The organism is Sphingobium xenophagum (assembly GCF_002288285.1).
In the GTDB taxonomy this organism is placed as follows: domain Bacteria; phylum Pseudomonadota; class Alphaproteobacteria; order Sphingomonadales; family Sphingomonadaceae; genus Sphingobium; species Sphingobium xenophagum.
Genome location: NZ_CP022745.1, coordinates 538,268 through 554,372, shown reverse-complemented (window position 1 = coordinate 554,372; position 16,105 = coordinate 538,268). Strand labels below are relative to the sequence as shown.

Genomic DNA, 16,105 nt, shown 5'->3' with positions numbered 1-16,105 from the left:
ATGAACGCGCGATATCCTCGACGCGGCATTTGCTGGCAGGGCCAAAAGCCCCTTCGATCTGCCTCATGCAAGATCGAAGGGGCAGGGAGCCGGGTCATTGGCGATCACCGCCATGGCCCGTCCGTACACGCAGAGATTCTGAAAAAGGAACCTTCGCTCAGGACTTAAGGCCCTTCGCCATGTTGAGATGGGCTGTCACGATGGGAACAAGCTTGGCCGCGAATTCCTTCAATGAGGGAACGGCCCCATTGGCCGAATAGGCTTTTAGCGTGTCGAGCGTCTCCTGATGCCCCCTGGTCTGCGCTTCGATATAGGCAGCATCGAAGTCCGCACCTCTCTTGCCCTTGAGCATGTCGAGCGATTGTTGCTGCGCGGTGGACAGGAGCGGCTTGGGCACGATGGCCGGGGACGCAGCGCTCGCAGCCTGGCCGAGTTTTGCCGTTGAATCGGTATGCGCCTTGATCATCGACTCGGCGAATTTCTTGACGGACGCTGACTGGCCGTTGACTTGGGCCAGCCTTGAGCTCTCGATTTCGAATGTATCGCTCGCCGCTGCCGCGTTGGCGAACGTCTGACCGGCGCTTTCTGCGACGGGCGCCGGTTCAATGGCGTTGACGCTGTTCATCGGCGCCGCCGCAGCGTTGTTCGACGTCGTGTCGACCTTCTTGCCGCATCCGCCAAGTGTCAGCGCTGCCAATGATATCGCCACTGTCGCGAACTGCATCTTCATCGATCGTCTCCCGGATCATCCTCTGTCGGAACGTCAACCCGCCGCGTCCAAGCTCGTTCCCATGGGAGCCTTCTTTGCCACCCGCCGTTTGGTGATGATTGAACCATCAAACGGAGGACAGGCACATGGGCATCTTCAGCAAGATCAGGGACAAGATTTTTGGTCATGACGACCAGAAGGCAAGCAATGGCGCTCCTGCACCCGCCACGAATGTCCAGACGGCCAGCCCGACCCCGCCAGCCACTACGCCCCCTGCGTCGCCCGCCGCGGCCACCGCGTCACCTGAGGCAGCCTCGCTGGCGCAGGTCGATGTCGGCGCGGTTCTCTCGGCCATGGCCGATGCCAAGGGAGGCGGGGGAAATTATCAAAGTTCGATCGTCGATCTGCTGAAGCTGCTCGATCTTGATTCCAGCCTTGCGGCGCGCAAGGAACTGGCCGACGAACTGGCTGTCCATGAGGGCGCTGATGGCAGCGCCGAGCAGAATATCGCGCTGCACAGGGCGGTGATGACGAAACTCGCTGAAAATGGCGGCGTGGTTCCCGATAGCCTGCGCGACTAAGGCCTCTGGCCGTGCCACACCTTCTTGAGGTGGCGGCCCGGCGTTGTCCTGTCAGAACCATATCTGTTGGGACGGTGGCCCCGCGGTGACGCGGGGCCATCCTTGCGTCAAGCGATCCCTGCGCCGCCGGTCACGCCATAAACTTCACCGGTGATATAGCTGCCCTCCTGCGAGGCTAGCAGCACATAGACGGGCGCGATCTCGACCGGCTGACCAGGGCGGCCGAACTGGCTCTGCTCCCCGAACTTGGTGACCTTGTCCTGCGGCTGACCGCCACTGGATTGCAGGACCGTCCAGAATGGACCGGGGGCAACCACATTTGCCCGGATGCCCTTTTCGATCAGCTGTTTGGCAAGCGCCTTGGTATAGGCGACGATGCCTGCCTTGGTCGTGGCATAATCGAGCAATATGGCCGAAGGCTCATAGGCCTGGACGGAGGCGGTTGTGATCACCGACGCGCCGGCGGGAAGATGCGGCACGGCGGCCTGTGTGATCCAGTGCATGGCGTAGAGATTGGTCTTTAGCGTGCGGTCAAAATCTTCCGAGCTCACTGCCTCCACGTCATCGCGATATTGCTGGCGGCCAGCATTGATGACAAGAATGTCGAGCCCGCCAAGGCGGAATGAAGAGTGTGTCTGGCTGGCCGCTTGAAAGCTGTTGGTTACCTGACATGTCATGATCGACAAATCTTGCCTCGCTGAGCCGGGCAATCCTGCGGGCAAGCTCGCTCCGTGAGGCCTTGTCATGTTCATTGTTCAGGGCAATGGATTGGGTGGGATGGATCTTCACAAAATGGGTCTGATGCGAGCGAGCCATTGGGCCTCACGGATCTTGGAGCGGCTGCCGAGCGCAGTCTTGCGACAACCCCATGCGCGGACATTATATCCCTGACCTTACAAACCAGGCTTCCCTGCTCTGCGGCTCTAGATCAGGACAGGGTCAGGGCTTTTTCTGGAATGCGCGCCACCATGGCATTTCGCCACTCAAATGCCATTGGGTTCCGGCAAAATGATCCATGATCTCACACATATGATCGGCGCAGGCTCGGACCAGGATCCAGCTCGGATCGCTTTTATCCTGTGTGGATAGGTCGCGGAGCAGCGAAATTTCCTCCGCCATGAGCGTCAGCGCTTCGACATCATCGCGCATGCGTGATTCCCGGCTAATATGTTCCTCTCATTCCGGTGAACTCAATGGAGCAGAGAAATATACTTGACTGGGCTGCACGCCCGCGCACGTAAAAGGGGATCATTTGGCCAGCCCATCCATTTCTCCGAAAAGGAGAAAAGCGGTGAAGCAGATGCATTGGCCGAGGAAATTGACGGTCGTTCGGCATGGCCAGAGCGCAGGCAATGTCGCGCGGGATGCAGCCATGCAGGCCAATGTCGATCGCATAGATTTGTCGGAGCGAGATGCTGACGTGCCCCTGAGCGACCTGGGCCGCGACCAGGCTGGAGCGCTGGGACGCTGGTATGCCGGCGAGGCACCGCATGAGCGTCCGGATGTTCTCCTTGCATCTCCTTATCGGCGCGCCTGCGAGACCGCAGATCTATTCCGTCAGGCCGGAGGTTGCGCAGACAATGTTCCCATCTGCTTTGACGAGAGGCTGCGGGAGAAGGAATTCGGCATCCTTGATGGGCTGACATCCATGGGGATAAGCAGCATCGAACCGCAGCAAGCAGAATTTCGCAGGCTGCTAGGCAAATTCTATCATCGCCCTCCAGGGGCGAAAGCTGGTGCGATGTCATTCTGCGACTGCGCTCCGTCATGGATACGATCGCGCTTCATCATGCGGACCGGCATGTGATGATCTTCACCCATCAGGTGGTGGTGCTGTGCTTGCGGTACATCATCGAAGGCATGACCGAGGCCGAGATATTGGAAGTCGACCGTGAAGGCGATGTCGCCAACTGCGCTATCACCGAATATGCATTCGATGCGGAGAATGGCAAGGATGGAGGGCTATTGCTTGGTCGATATAATGTGACGGCCCCGGTCGAGCAGGAAGACATGCCCGTAACCCGCGCGCCCGATGTCATAGCTGGTGCACGCGGATGAGTGGCCGACAGCTCGAGGAGGCGTGGCTGAAGCGACATCCGCTCCCGGCGATCGCGCAAGGCGCCGACAAGAACAGTCGCGGCCGCGTCCTGGTGGTTGGAGGTGCCGAATTCGTGCCCGGTGCGCTTCGCCTTACCGGCGAAGCCGCGCTGCGCGCAGGCGCTGGAAAGCTGCAGATGGCGACCGTACGATCTTCGGCCCTGTCCCTGGGCGTGCTCGTCCCGGAGGCAGCCATGATCGCCCTGCCCGCCGACGAAGACGGAGAAATCGCTCCTGCGGCAGCGACAATATTGAAGGATCGAATCACGGCCTGCGACACGCTTGTCCTGGGACCAGGCATGAGCTCGGGCAAAGGTTCGCGGGCATTTGTCGCCAACCTCCTCTATAACCTCGATTTCCCCGGCAATCTCATTCTTGACGCTGCGGCTCTTGTTTCACTGCGCGACTTCAACCCATCACGGTGGCGAACAGGCAAGGATGTGATTTTTACGCCGCACCATGGAGAGATGGCGGCGCTGAGCGGCCTGCCAATCGAAGAGGTCGAGGCGAGGCCAGCAGCGATAGCGGCCGAAATGGCAGCACGATGGAGCGCGGTCATACTCCTCAAGGGAGATACTAGCTATCTGGCTAAACCTGACGGCCAATGTCTCGTTTATGAGGGGGGCTGCGTCGGGCTTGGTACGGGAGGCTCCGGCGATGTGCTGGCTGGACTCATAGGGGGTCTTGCTTCTCGAGGTGCGACTGCATTTCAGGCTGCCGCCTGGGGTGCATGGATCCATGGAAAGGCCGGCAACATCCTTGCTGAGACAATCGGCGAGGTAGGCTTTCTGGCACGCGAGCTACTCCCCCTCATTCCTGCCATCATCGAGCAGACCATGGGAATTCGGAACCAGAGTACCTGGGCCTGTGCGACCGCTGTAAAAGGCCGAGGTTTTGGTGGGCGCGGTGATGAGGTTTCGACGCTCTGAGCGGGTGGCCGTCTCATAAATGCCGGTTACGACCGCTCAAAGCCGCCATTGGCAATGAGCAGAATAGCTGCGGCTAAGTCCCAGCCCGAGTCATAAGCGGACTGGCCGCTCCTAGGCGCGCTCATCTCCCAATTGAGCGGCTTGGATGGACGCACCGCGGAATTTCCGCCCGCGCCCCGTTGCGATCATTGAAGCCAGCGCTATGTTCCATGCGGCCCTGTCGCGGTCGGCGCGGACGCACTGGGTGAACTGGTGCGTTAGGCGGGATCGTTCCCCGCCCGTGGGTCTCCTATCCACCCATCTGGGCTACTGGCCGATCGGATCGACAAGCGTAACCGGACTGACGGCTTCCTGATGCGCCAGCTCGGCCCTCGAACGGCCGGCAAGGGCGCAAAGCTGCATTTCAGCACTGGTTTCGGCCACGAGTGACATTACCGCCGCGAGGGATCTCGACCGCTGAGCCAATAGTGCAACTGTTCAGCAGTCAAGCCGCCGCCGTCCTGCGATGACGGTTCTACCGATGGCGAAACTGGGGGCTTTTCCGTCCTGGGCGTCGACACGGGCAGCCTTGACGTATCCTTTGTCATCGACAATTCATCGGAGGAAAGAGCCATATCATCGCGGCCCACTCTTGGACCGCGCCCTTTAGCCAAGTGCGCAAGGCCCGCCTTTTGCCGAATCTGAGAGGCAAATTTGCTACCGTCAATCACTGCAATGCGTGCCTGCAATCCGGTGACATGGGCATGCCTTCCTGTCAGATATCCGGCAAGATGATGCCCGGGTGCCAGCGTTAAATCTTCAGTCCGTGACTGAACAATTTTTGCAGCGTGCAAAAGTTTTGCGGTGCGCGCACGTTGGACAGACGCAGGAAAGTGGATCGGTCGATTAGCCAGTTCGATCGGCGCGTCTGTCCACGTACGATGCGGCATCTGTGCCTGAAGCGGCGGCGCAATATTCGTAATGCGCAAGACGACCTGAGCAGCCAGTGATTTGCGCGCAACGACACTCTGCTTGAGCGACACGCGATGACCTCTCGCCTGCGCGGTTTCCATTGCCAGGTGGGACCGATGCGCAAGTCGTTCGAGATGCACTGGTAAGGTTTTCGCCACATTGGTGGACGCTCGGCGCACGCGCTCTTGAAGGTCAAGCAGCGCATTCGACAAGCGCCCGATCCGGTTCTGTACGCGGAGCTTGGATATGACCGCTAGAGCGCCCTCGGTTTTAATCTCTGTCAAACGCGAATAAGTAGCGGCACGAGACAGATAGGTTCGCCAAATGTCATCGGACCGATGGTTGCCCGCTGAGACGGTCGCAGCGGTCCCTAAGGCCCGCCTTTGACGCTGTAGCACAAGCTGCTTGAATCCGGCATTCAGCGACATGCGCTGCCCCACGGGTTTATCCAGCAGCTTGGTTCGAGTCGCTACATTCCGCACTTTCTCGAGAAGATACCGACGCACCTGCACATTGGTCTGAGCCGCCAGATCATGCATTCGGGTGACGGTGGCAGCAAACTGTTTTGCCAGCCGTTCGGTCCTTTCAGCTACTTCGCGCTCTGCTTCGCGCCGGGCCAACTCCTCAGCGGCTTTTTCACGGTCCGCCCGTTCAACGTCCGTCCGACCTCGTCCGTGGTGCGTATCCGTACTGTTCGAAAGCTGCAAAGTGAAGCGGCGTTGGCTGCCCTTGGACGCCAATTCCCGGTTGAACGCAGACACCGCAAATCGGGTCGCGTCCGTCAATGTGGTGTAGAATTGGGTGTGGCCAGCGGGCTGCATTTTCAGGCGGCCTTGGGTGTAATCTGTAGCGGCTGTGCCTCCTCGATCATTGGTGTAGCAAGGGCGGCCATGCCCTCGATCTGCATGTAGCGGTGCTGGAGCTGGTATTCGTCATTCTGCTCCAGCAGGACGGCGCCGACGAGGCGGATGATGCTATCCTCGTTCGGGAAGATGCCGACGACATCGGCGCGGCGCTTCACTTCCTTGTTCAGGCGTTCCAGTGGATTGGTGGAATGTAATTTGACGCGGTGCTGCTCGGGGAAGGTCATGTAGGCCAGCACGTCGTGCTCGGCATCGTCCATGCAGGCGCCGAGCTTTGGCCAGCGGGTACGCAACTGGTCGGCGACCTGGCGCCAGACCTGTGTCGCGGCGGCATGGTCGGGCTGGAGGAAGACCTGGCGGATGGCAGCGGCGACGACGGTGTTCTGGCCCTTGGGCACGTAGGCCAGGGCATTGCGCATGAAGTGGACGCGGCACCGCTGCCAGGTGGCGCTGAGCACGCGAGTGATCGCTGCCTTGAGGCCCTCGTGGGCATCGGAGATGACCAGCTTCACGCCGGTCAGTCCGCGGCGTGCGAGGTCCTTGAGGAAGCTCGACCAGAATGGCTCGGCTTCGGAGGGTCCAATGTGAAGGCCAACGATTTCGCGCTTGCCCTCGGTGTTGACGGCAACGGCTATTATCGCGGCGACACTGACGATCCGCCCGCCCTCGCGCACCTTGAGGTAGGTAGCATCGAGCCAGAGGTAGGGCCAGTCGCCGGTGAGCGGCCGCTTAAGGAAGGCATGGACACGTTCGTCGATATCCTTGCACAGCTTGGACACCGAGGATTTGGAGATGCCGGTCATGCCCATGGCCTGCACCAGCTCGTCGACACGCCGGGTGCTGACGCCGGCGATCCACGCCTCCTGGATCACCGCGACCAGCGCCTTCTCGACGGTCTTCCTGGGTTCCAGGAAGCCAGGGAAGTAGGCGCCGGTCCGTAGCTTGGGAATCCTCAGGTTGAGCGTGCCGAGCCGGGTATCGAGGCTGCGGTCGCGGTAGCCGTTCCGCCAGGTCGTCCGGTCGCCGGAGCGCTCGTGTCGGCTAGCGCCGACCAGGCCATCGACGTCGGCCTCCATGATGATCTGTAATACGCTCTCGGCGATCGTGCGCAGGAAATCTCCATCTCCAGTCTTCGCCATCAGCTCGGCAAGCGGTAGTCTGTCGTTGGTCATCGGGATCAACTCCTCGGTGGGCGTGTGAAGTGTGGTAACTCCACCTTACCGATGAGCCCGGTGGCCACCGAGATCGAAATCGCATGGGGTGGGGCATGCCCCACCCCATGCGATCATCTCAATCTACACCAGAAATTACACCACGAGCGCGGACGCTAACGCAAATCGCCGCCAGGCTTTCAGCATTGCGGGGTGAAACAGATCGCGATTCTTAGTCTCTGCAAAGGCGAATGCACCGGGGCCGACATGTTTAAATTCGCGCAGGCCGACCTGAATGTGAAGATGATAGTTGCGCTGGTCTCCTCCCGGGTCAGGCGCATGCAAAACAGCGATATAGGGCACACCCCGCTTCGCCAAGGGCGCCACAAGCGCATCTCGGATGCGCATGCGCCCCTCCAGCTCGACCTCGTACGGCAGTGGCACGATGATAGATTTGTAGACCTGACCTGCTGGATCAATGGCAATCTCAGCCTCTTCGAGCGCGACCATGAATCCAGCCAAATGCTGAACAAACGTATCGCTGGATCGATCAATCGCGGCATCGGCAATATTGGTGGAGATGGACTCGCACGGAGTGCCCTCCAAGGCGTCATACCGGATGAGGTAGCGGGCAAAACGGGCTGCTTCGCGCCGCCGCCAGCGGGAAGGCCCATTGCCACCCAGGCTTCGCGTTTTGATGCGAAAAACTAAGCGAGACAGGAGCCGGCTATCGCCCGTGCTGCCAAAGCGCTGGGGGAGAACGGTGCGCTCAAACCGCGCATGTCGACGGTAAAGATTACGGCCACCGCGCGCCGTGACTTTCGGCGGGCGTTCGATCTGAACGATGAACCGACGTCGGCGGCCTGCTTCCTCTTCCTCTTTTCTGGCGCGCCGGCGCGCTAGTCTGATCTTGGCCGCTTCCTTCAGTGTTTCAGCTTCTTCACGCCGGCGGGCAGCCTGAGCCGACCGCTTTGCTGCCCGCTCGGCGCGTTCCTGCTCCGCCAGCTTAAGGTGGCGGCCAGCACGATCCTTGGCAGATGTCTTATTCATTTTCCGGGTTTCGCGCCCAACGGCCCGCCGCCCTGCACCAGCCCAGGCTGCGATTTCCGGGTGCGATGCATCAGCATTGTCAAGCAAAAACCGTAACTTCGACATGACTGCTCCTTATGGGGGGTGTGACGCCAAGCGAAATCAGACCTGGGTCACCGGGGCGGATTTCGCGGTTACTGCGCAACACCCCCCTTTCTTCCTCTCAATCTAAATTTGAGTTGAGCTGCAGTCTCCTGCCGAACCCTCCCGAGTTCGACATTACCGCCCCCTCGAAAGTAACTCGGGAGGGTGCGGGGGTAAGTCGTAGCTCAACCAATCGGTATCGAATCCTGATCGAAGCAGGAGGAACCGATGACCGAAGATGATCTGAAACAGTTGGCCGAACGTGCATCGTACATCGCTGGCATAGCGGACACTTGCGTGACCGATCGCCAAGCCGCTGTCGGCGAGGCCAAGCGTGAGTTGCATATCGCGGCGACCTGGCATCTGCGCCGCGCGTCGACTGTGGGCTCGATCGATAATCAGATTTTCGCGCACGGCTCGGCCGAACAGGCCCTTGGCGGGCTGGATTTATGTCCGATCGCCGCTCTCGGGCTGAAAGCGGCAGGATCGCTGGCCTACCCGTGGCTGTTGGATGCAGCCGAAGCCAACCCAATTGGCACTTACGTCGAGCATGCACGAACAGCGCTCGCACGGCCAGGTGTGCGCGCATTTTGCGTTGAGCTCGGTTCATATCACCGGTTCCAGCACAAGGCCGCAGTGTATCACGAGGCGGTGCAAAAATGGCAGGCATCGTCAAAGGCGGATGATCCGGCAGCCGCATGGCGTCGGCGGCCTATCACCGCGAAACAGAACTATCTCATCACCATGATCAGTGAGTGCCTTGCAGTGGCGGACCGGTGGTTCGTGCCACCATTCATTCAAAATCGGGGTGAAGCGCATGATTGGCTTCGCAAAGCAGGCGGCCGACCGATGTTCTGGCGCCCGCCGAGCAAGCCCGTTTGGATGGGAGGGCTCGACTGATGGACATTGGGATTCTCGATCAACTCGAGGCACTGGAGCAGCGCCAGGTAGCACTGGACCGTGAGGTCGAATGGCTGGAAGCGCAGGAGCTATCGTTGTCGTCAGACGCAGCAGCGGGCGGGCTAAACATCGGAAAAATGAGGGAGTTTACTCTCCGTTCGCAAAAAGCTGCCACGGAAGCGCAAATGATCGTCAATGGCCTCGACGCCCTGATGAAGGACATCAAATGACCGAAAAACTACCAGCCGATCTGCACGTTAACCTCGAACAGGCAGTGGGGCGAATGGCCTGGGCGCGCCGATTGTTCACCGGGCGGCTGACAAGCTTCCTCAGCCCCACGAACTTTTGGGCTTGGGTTGGCCAACGAAGTGATAATCGACTGATCGGCGGTGTCTCCATATATCGGCCTGGCGGCTACGTGTTGCGGCAACCAAACATGCGGGGACTCGGACCGAAACTGTTCGATCCCCAATATTATTATTTTCGACCGGCCGACCTTCCCAAGCCGGACGTAAATCAAGTGACACGTTTTTTAGCAGGTTTAGTGGCTCGATCGCCAGATACGGCTTTCAAATCAGACGTCGCAATAGTGATTAGCATCGCCACGAGCAAACTGGCGTCGCCTATTGATGATACATGCTCACTTCACGATCACGCCCAAGCGATCTGCGACATGGCTGACGTTGACATGCGTCTGTTCCAAGCCGCACTGTTGGGAGATCTCGCCACTGGTCGTCAACTGACGCTTGCAGAAGAAAATGCGTCTATCCGCCCGTTTTTGATCCGCACCTTCGCGCGGCAGCGGCTCATTTGGGCTGCAGCAGATGTTCAGCGTGTTGCTGCCTATGCGGCCTCCGCTGCCGGATATCACGTCGCCCCGTATCTTAAGCCGTTCCTTAAAACTGGCACCGCGTCTGAATATATAAGGGCCATGCTCAAGATGCCCGAACTAGCGGTTCGCCTAAAATCCGCCGAAGTTCGGGCGCAAACATATGGTCGTGACACAATCCATGTTTCTGGACCCAAAGGACCGTTGCTCACTATATTATCTGCGCCAGCGCGTTTAATTGTAAATAGGTTGAAGAAGGACGATGCAGATGCTGTCCTAATGACGCGCGGATACGTGCACGACACGACGCTGGCTATGGCTGACGAGATCAAGGCTGAAATGCTAGGCGACGCCGATAATCAGCAGAGCATTTTCCATTTCATGCATGCCGGCCTCTCAGAGATATCGGCCCTTTTCATAGCTGCCTATCGGTTCGCCGAGGACGAGGCAAATATGGTAAAAGTAATCGAAGACCCGAGCTTTCACGACTTGCTTTGGAACGCTGCCCATAACCCATATCCAAAGTTCATTGATACCAGCCTGGCGGCCCGGGCCCGCCGCCTTGTTGCTGCCTACCGGCCCGCCATCTTACGCGATTTCCATGCTTCAAAATACGAAGCTGATCGTATCGACTTGGCTGAAGATTCTGAGCAGGCTGCTTGGGAATTCATGATCAACATGGCCCCGAAGGTGAATGTATCAGCCCATGCTTATGTCCAGACGCGGGAAACGCAGATCAAATGGAAGTTTGATTTGTCGCATGCTGCGAGAGCACATTCAGCCGAGATCAGTTCGTCACCGCCGGCGCCAGCGTGAAGGAAAACATGGTACTACGGCTGCCGACCCTCTTACGACGCTTAGGTGCTGATGTTAGAGTCCGTTTGGAAAATCAGGGGTGAACGTTTCGGCGTAGGAGATTGCCGCCCATGGCGACGAGGATCATGGCCTGCGAGACGTCGATGCGCTTCTCGTAATCGCGGACCAATCGGCGCCATCGGATCATCCAGCCAAAGGTCCGCTCGACGACCCATCGTCGGGGCAGAACCTTGAAGCCCTGCTGCTGATCGCTGCGTCGAATGACCTCGACGACGAAATCCAGATAGCTTGCCTTGTCCATGAGCTTGAGGCGGTCATAGGCGCCATCGGCGAAGAGATGTTTGATCCAGGGCCAGCGTTTGCGGATGCCATCGAGGATGGCCTGGGCACCCGCGCTGTCCGAAATGTCCGCAGTGGTCAGGTTGACCATCAGCAGCCGTCCATCGGTATCGACGGCGATATGCCGCTTGCGCCCGACAACCTTCTTGCCTGCGTCGAACCCACGCTTTTCTGCCGATGGCGCCTTGACCGACTGGCTGTCGATCACTGCTGCGCTCGGACTGGCCTCCCGACCTTGGCGCTCGCGATCGAGCATCAGTTCGATGTCGTGGATTGTCTGGAACAGGAACCTGCGAGCCAGTTCCCGGAACCAGCCATAAACCGTCTGCCATGCCCCGAAATGGATCGGCAGCATCCGCCAGCCACAGCCCGACCGAACAAGGTAGCGCACGGCGTTGATTACCTCGCGAAAATCCACCTCGCGTGGGCGGCCCCGGCGCCCCGGCTTGGGCATCAGGGGCGCTAGGCAATCCCATTCCTCATCGGTCAGATCACTGGGATAGCGCTTCGTCTTCTTGGCAATCTGGGCCATGCGCCCTCGGCTCTGATGGGTCCACATCCAGAGCCTGAATCAGACGCAGAGCCTCGCGACAACCCCCGCCGCCGATTTTTCAAACGGTGTCTTAGACTTCCAGCTCCTGACCGTCCGGTTTACGGCTGTTGCCTCTCATCCCAAGCTTCCTACTAAGGCTCAATGGTGGATCGCTCGTGCGGTAACCCGCCATGCGCTTATTGGGTAATAATGGTCAGCCCAATCAGAGCCGCCGGGAATAGACGCCTGGCCGGCGCATCATTGCGCCTCGATCTTTGGCTTCCTCGTGAATGGTCGAATCGGGCTTTGTTCGGGCGTCGCGTTGCTCGTTGAGTCTTAGGCGGGTCAAAGCGATTGTCTCGTTTCGTACGCCCGCATTCATCAGCGATTGTCTCGCACCTTCAGTTCGCAATGGTGCCAGTACACCGCTGCCACCGTAGGATGCGACATTACAAAGGACGATGTGCTGGTAGAATCGATGCGAGTCGGCGACACAGCAGGTTCGGTAAAGTTCGCCGAACGGGTTGTGGGCAATGACAAACAGCACGTCGAGTGGCTCATCGCGTCCCTCAAGATTGATACGATGGACTAAATCGAAATGGCTAAAATCGTAGCAGATGAGTACACCAAAGGCGCGGCCCTCCCGATTGATGAATCGATAGAGCGTCTCTCCACGCTTCAAAGACATGCGCTCGCCCTCTTTTCGGCCAAGCGCGTCATATTGTGAGCGGGTGATTTTGTCATAGCTGGTATGGAGGCCCGCGCTGGTTATCACCCATGCCGAATTGCAATTTTCCTCATCGGTCTTGCCCGGATAATCAACTCCGCAAATCGCGACGGCGTTGGTCCTCTCGCAGAAGGGAACAATCACATTCTCGGCAAACTGCCGGGAAACGAACACCTCGGGGAAAACGAGAAAATCGAGCTGCTCTCCCCCCTCCGATGTTGCCGAGAGCTGCTCCTCTAGCACCGCTAACCGATGCGTCATGCTCCTTTCAAAATTCGCTACCTCACCCGCATGGTCATCGAGTTTGTCGAGCTCGCCAAGACGGTAGCGGCAAGAAACGTAATGCTTGGCTGGAATTGAGTTTAGTTGGACCACGGCGACCAGCGGATCATCGCTGTTCCAATTAAGATCTAGGTTCCGGATGTTCCGGACGGGCGGTGCACCGGCAGCGCGGTCATGAGTGCGCATGAAATGTTCGGAAGGTGCCAAAGGAACATACTTGGTGCTGTCCATTTCTTTTGGCCCGGCTAGTCCCTCGTCGCGGTAGCGCTCCCGCAAGCGGCGAAGCTCCGCCACGTCGAGTTCGACGTAAGCAGTGGTCTCGACGGGCCCCCGCGTCGAGAAGATCTGTCCAGCAGTTCTGAATGTGGCGTTGGGCTGGTTGCCGAGCCTGCGGAACGGCACGAACGCGCCCGAACCTCCCAACTCAGCGACGTTTACGATCACGATGAAGCAGAATAGTCGGTGAACATCGGCAGCGGCGTATTCCCAATAGAGTTGGGTTGCTGTATTAAACGTTACGACCACCAGCAGTTCTATTTTATGTTCCAGTAAATGCATGACAATATCTGCATGAGTGTATTCGTGGCAGTTGAGAACCGCCCAACGGACTGCTTCGGAATCATGCGCATTGTCGAAGATATTCAGTGTATTGCCAGGCGCGACGCCTTCATCGCCGTCCTCGGAGGCTAGTGACATCTTGGCTTGTTCAATCACTTTGCCGCCGCTGGCGATCAGAGTCAGATTGCGATTATCCGCGCCAATCCCGCCAAGCGTGACTAGAGTACGGGATAAGCTCGCGCTTTGCAGCTCTGCGCGATTGCCAACGACGCCCTTGTGGAAAGAAAAGATCGACAGTTCGTCCGCCTTAGCGCGGGTTAGACGAGCGGCGAAGGTTGCGGAATCCTCATCTGTCGCATTGCCCAAATGCTGCGCGCGTCGCAAAGAATCGCGATCACCAATCAGATCGCGCTCGGTCTTGTCCTGGAATATTCGGACCGGGATGAACCCGTCGCGCAGTTGCAATGTCGAACACGCGACGTTGATCTTGATGTTGGTCATCGCCTTTTATTGAGCATCTCAGAACTACGGGCAAGGTCCCATTCAGGCCGAGACCGCCCCAATGCAGGCGCGGGTGGCGCCAACGAAGCCTCGAAGGTCCGGCGCTACCAAGTCTCGCTCTCAGCGTGGGCTTAATCAAAGAAGGCTGAGTTTTAGATCTCGCCTCTATTTATATCGAACCCTTCGGCCGTTCAGACCTGAATGTGCGGGGCACAAATAATAACTTACTGCTTTGCTATTCTGAATGAGTTAGGTGGGCGTACGGCAACTGGCGAGCACGCCCGGAAAATGAACATCGAGCCCGCTTCAAACGCTCTAACTCCATATCCATGCCTGCCGCCACTCTTGCAGCGCCTCATCACCTGCCCACGGCGTCGGGACGTCAGGCAATCCGATCATGGTTGCCCACTCTGAGCACTGCCTCACCGCTTCGCCAACCGACGTTTCGGCACGAGCACGTTCGCTATCTTGCAACCTGCTCCACACAAAGTGAGCAATCGCAACCCGGTTTGCAGGCGCGATCGCCATCCAGTCTGGAGGAAGGGGTTGCCACTTAGCTTCGTCGACCGAACGATCATCTGATAGGACCTTCGCTTCGGTAGTAACGCAACAGACGTGTGGAACGATCAACGTTAAGCGCTTACGTCCCTTTGCCGTGTATCTCGAAACTATCGGCCCCATCGGGGCAAGCTCGACTTTGCCGAGCATCTCGGGCTCAAGACTTGCCTCGCGGCGGACACGCTCCAACAGCGAGCGGAGCAAGATGTCTTGAACTGTCTCAGATTCAAAATCCGACGTCGCGCGAGCCATCCCTCCCGGGAGAGCGCGCAGCCCAGCGAACTCGTAGTCAGTACACTCCACCGGCGCCTTACGCACAATTACGAACGAGCTCGCCCGACGCGCGAACAATATTGCGCCCAGCCGCCAATTTACCTGTTGGGACGTCGCGACAAATCCGTCAGTCTGGACAGAGCAGCAATCCAGGAACTGCGACAAATATGTATTTGGTTGCACTTCATCTCCTCAACCCTTGGTTCCCACGCGAATATCATTATATCGCTTTTTAAGGAGTTGAAGGGGGAGCAGTGTTCGATCTTGCGCCGATCAAGGCGATCCCAATCTCGACGGTTGCGAAGGACCTAGGCTTCAACCTTTCTAGGAGCGGCGGCGGTCGGTGCCGGCTGCCGGGTCACGACGACGCGACTCCGTCCTTCGCCGTTCGAGTTGCTACGAACCGCTTCGTTTGCTTCGCTTGCAATAGACGAGGCTCTGTAATCGACTTGGTGAAAATGATGCACGGGATCGATTTCGTCGATGCCTGTCGCTGGCTTGAAGCCAGATACCTGGGAGGCACCGCTACAACCGGACGCGCGAAAAGCGGTCGGATTCGAAGAGTCATGCAACAGCCCAATCTGGAAGACGCAGCCGTCATTGGAGCCCAGACACAGGCAGACCCCGACGTCTTTGGATGGATTCTCGAAAGGTCGCCACTTCGGCCGGACGGCGCGCAATATCTTGCCTCCCGCGGTTTCGGTCGCGCGACCTTGGCTCATTTTCGAGTGGGTCAGATCGGAAATGGGCAAGACCTGCTCCATGTCGCTACGGCCAAATGGAGCCGGCAACGCCTCGTCGCGTGCGGCCTCCTGAAGGAAGCTCGGTGGGGCGACGAGTTTGTTTTTCCCTCCAACTATTTGCTTTTCCCGTTCTTGGTGGATGGTAACGTGATTTATCTCCAGGCTCGCCGGCCAGACGGCAAGCGCATCAAGCGCTGGTACTGTCCGCATTCACTTCCTCCACCGCTATTCAACGCCGACGCGCTCTCCATCGCTCAAAGGACCATAACCCTGTGCGAGGGCGTCACTGACGTCCTGTCGGCTTTCGAACTCGACATGGACGCTGTCGGCCTGCTGGGCGCGAGCAGCCGCCTTGATGATCAAACGATCGCACAATTTCGAGGGCGGAACCTCTCGGTCCTCGGTGACGCGGATAAGGCCGGCCGTGGCTTCGCAAAGCGCATGTCCTCGCTTTTCGCCCCGCATGGGCTGACAATTGTCCGAAAACGGCTTCCTGCGGGATGCAACGACCTTAACGACTACTTGATCGCCATTCGGAAGGCTTAGTATGATTTGGAGAGAGCTGCTCATACTCCCAGAAAACTTGCTTTGGG

The 16,105-nt window shown here is 58.6% G+C and carries 15 protein-coding genes and 2 pseudogenes; 8 read left to right on the top strand and 9 right to left on the bottom strand.

The genetic code is table 11. The annotated features are described in order from the left end of the window. Positions 1–157: 157 nt before the first annotated feature. Positions 158–730: a DUF4142 domain-containing protein gene (locus tag CJD35_RS02735; RefSeq protein ID WP_095686779.1), complete on the bottom strand. Its 573-nt coding sequence runs from the start codon at positions 728–730 to the stop codon at positions 158–160. A gap of 125 nt (positions 731–855) precedes the next feature. On the opposite strand from CJD35_RS02735, the gene CJD35_RS02730 reads away from it, so the two are divergent. After that, on the top strand, positions 856–1,290 hold the full coding sequence (locus CJD35_RS02730; protein ID WP_095686778.1) for a DUF3597 domain-containing protein: 435 nt from the start codon (positions 856–858) through the stop codon (positions 1,288–1,290). Between the two features lie 107 nt (positions 1,291–1,397). Here CJD35_RS02730 and CJD35_RS02725 read toward each other — a convergent pair whose 3' ends face one another. Then, complete coding sequence (locus CJD35_RS02725; protein ID WP_244917202.1) at positions 1,398–1,967, bottom strand: SDR family oxidoreductase; 570 nt, start codon at positions 1,965–1,967, stop codon at positions 1,398–1,400. A 262-nt stretch (positions 1,968–2,229) separates the two neighbouring features. Further along, positions 2,230–2,439, bottom strand: a complete 210-nt coding sequence (locus CJD35_RS02715; RefSeq protein ID WP_095686777.1) for a hypothetical protein — start codon at positions 2,437–2,439, stop codon at positions 2,230–2,232. A gap of 151 nt (positions 2,440–2,590) precedes the next feature. Here CJD35_RS02715 and CJD35_RS02710 point away from each other — a divergent pair. Beyond that, positions 2,591–3,348: pseudogene (locus tag CJD35_RS02710) on the top strand (histidine phosphatase family protein). Next, the gene (locus CJD35_RS02705) at positions 3,345–4,316 is read left to right on the top strand and encodes an NAD(P)H-hydrate dehydratase (RefSeq protein ID WP_095686776.1); all 972 of its coding nucleotides are present in this window, start codon (positions 3,345–3,347) and stop codon (positions 4,314–4,316) included. The pseudogene CJD35_RS02710 and the gene CJD35_RS02705 overlap by 4 nt, the downstream one beginning before the upstream one ends. Before the next feature lie 306 nt (positions 4,317–4,622). Here CJD35_RS02705 and CJD35_RS23370 read toward each other — a convergent pair whose 3' ends face one another. The 4 genes from CJD35_RS23370 to CJD35_RS02690 form a co-directional block, all read right to left on the bottom strand. Next, positions 4,623–4,748 carry a hypothetical protein gene (locus CJD35_RS23370; protein WP_276327784.1) on the bottom strand — a complete coding sequence of 42 codons (126 nt, stop codon included), beginning with the start codon at positions 4,746–4,748 and terminating at the stop codon, positions 4,623–4,625. Next, positions 4,748–6,088 (bottom strand): hypothetical protein, encoded by a 1,341-nt coding sequence (locus tag CJD35_RS02700; protein ID WP_095686775.1) that lies wholly within the window; start codon positions 6,086–6,088, stop codon positions 4,748–4,750. The genes CJD35_RS23370 and CJD35_RS02700 overlap by 1 nt, the downstream gene beginning before the upstream one ends. 2 nt (positions 6,089–6,090) lie before the next feature. Beyond that, positions 6,091–7,302 (bottom strand): IS256 family transposase, encoded by a 1,212-nt coding sequence (locus CJD35_RS02695; RefSeq protein WP_095686774.1) that lies wholly within the window; start codon positions 7,300–7,302, stop codon positions 6,091–6,093. A 135-nt stretch (positions 7,303–7,437) separates the two neighbouring features. After that, the gene (locus CJD35_RS02690; protein ID WP_095686773.1) at positions 7,438–8,436 is read right to left on the bottom strand and encodes a hypothetical protein; all 999 of its coding nucleotides are present in this window, start codon (positions 8,434–8,436) and stop codon (positions 7,438–7,440) included. Positions 8,437–8,682: 246 nt separating this feature from the next. Here CJD35_RS02690 and CJD35_RS02685 point away from each other — a divergent pair, with 246 nt between their 5' ends. The 3 genes from CJD35_RS02685 to CJD35_RS22345 are packed head-to-tail and all read left to right on the top strand — an operon-like array spanning position 8,683 to position 10,999. Then, positions 8,683–9,354: a hypothetical protein gene (locus tag CJD35_RS02685; RefSeq protein WP_095686772.1), complete on the top strand. Its 672-nt coding sequence runs from the start codon at positions 8,683–8,685 to the stop codon at positions 9,352–9,354. Next, the gene (locus tag CJD35_RS02680) at positions 9,354–9,584 is read left to right on the top strand and encodes a hypothetical protein (RefSeq protein WP_095686771.1); all 231 of its coding nucleotides are present in this window, start codon (positions 9,354–9,356) and stop codon (positions 9,582–9,584) included. The genes CJD35_RS02685 and CJD35_RS02680 overlap by 1 nt, the downstream gene beginning before the upstream one ends. Continuing rightward, positions 9,581–10,999, top strand: a complete 1,419-nt coding sequence (locus tag CJD35_RS22345) for a hypothetical protein (RefSeq protein WP_157742271.1) — start codon at positions 9,581–9,583, stop codon at positions 10,997–10,999. Before CJD35_RS02680 ends, CJD35_RS22345 begins: the two co-directional genes overlap by 4 nt. Positions 11,000–11,072: 73 nt before the next feature. On the opposite strand, the gene CJD35_RS02665 is transcribed toward CJD35_RS22345, so the two are convergent. Both CJD35_RS02665 and CJD35_RS02660 read right to left on the bottom strand, forming a co-directional pair. Then, entirely contained in the window at positions 11,073–11,897 is an 825-nt protein-coding gene (locus CJD35_RS02665; RefSeq protein WP_081601005.1) for an IS5 family transposase, read from the bottom strand. Positions 11,898–12,093: 196 nt separating this feature from the next. After that, positions 12,094–13,938, bottom strand: a complete 1,845-nt coding sequence (locus tag CJD35_RS02660) for a hypothetical protein (protein ID WP_095686768.1) — start codon at positions 13,936–13,938, stop codon at positions 12,094–12,096. A 1,085-nt stretch (positions 13,939–15,023) separates the two neighbouring features. Here CJD35_RS02660 and CJD35_RS23550 point away from each other — a divergent pair. Then, positions 15,024–15,212, top strand: a pseudogene (locus CJD35_RS23550) (CHC2 zinc finger domain-containing protein); the annotation flags it as partial. 15 nt (positions 15,213–15,227) lie between these two features. Further along, on the top strand, positions 15,228–16,058 hold the full coding sequence (locus CJD35_RS02650; protein ID WP_244917201.1) for a toprim domain-containing protein: 831 nt from the start codon (positions 15,228–15,230) through the stop codon (positions 16,056–16,058). Positions 16,059–16,105 lie beyond the last annotated feature (47 nt).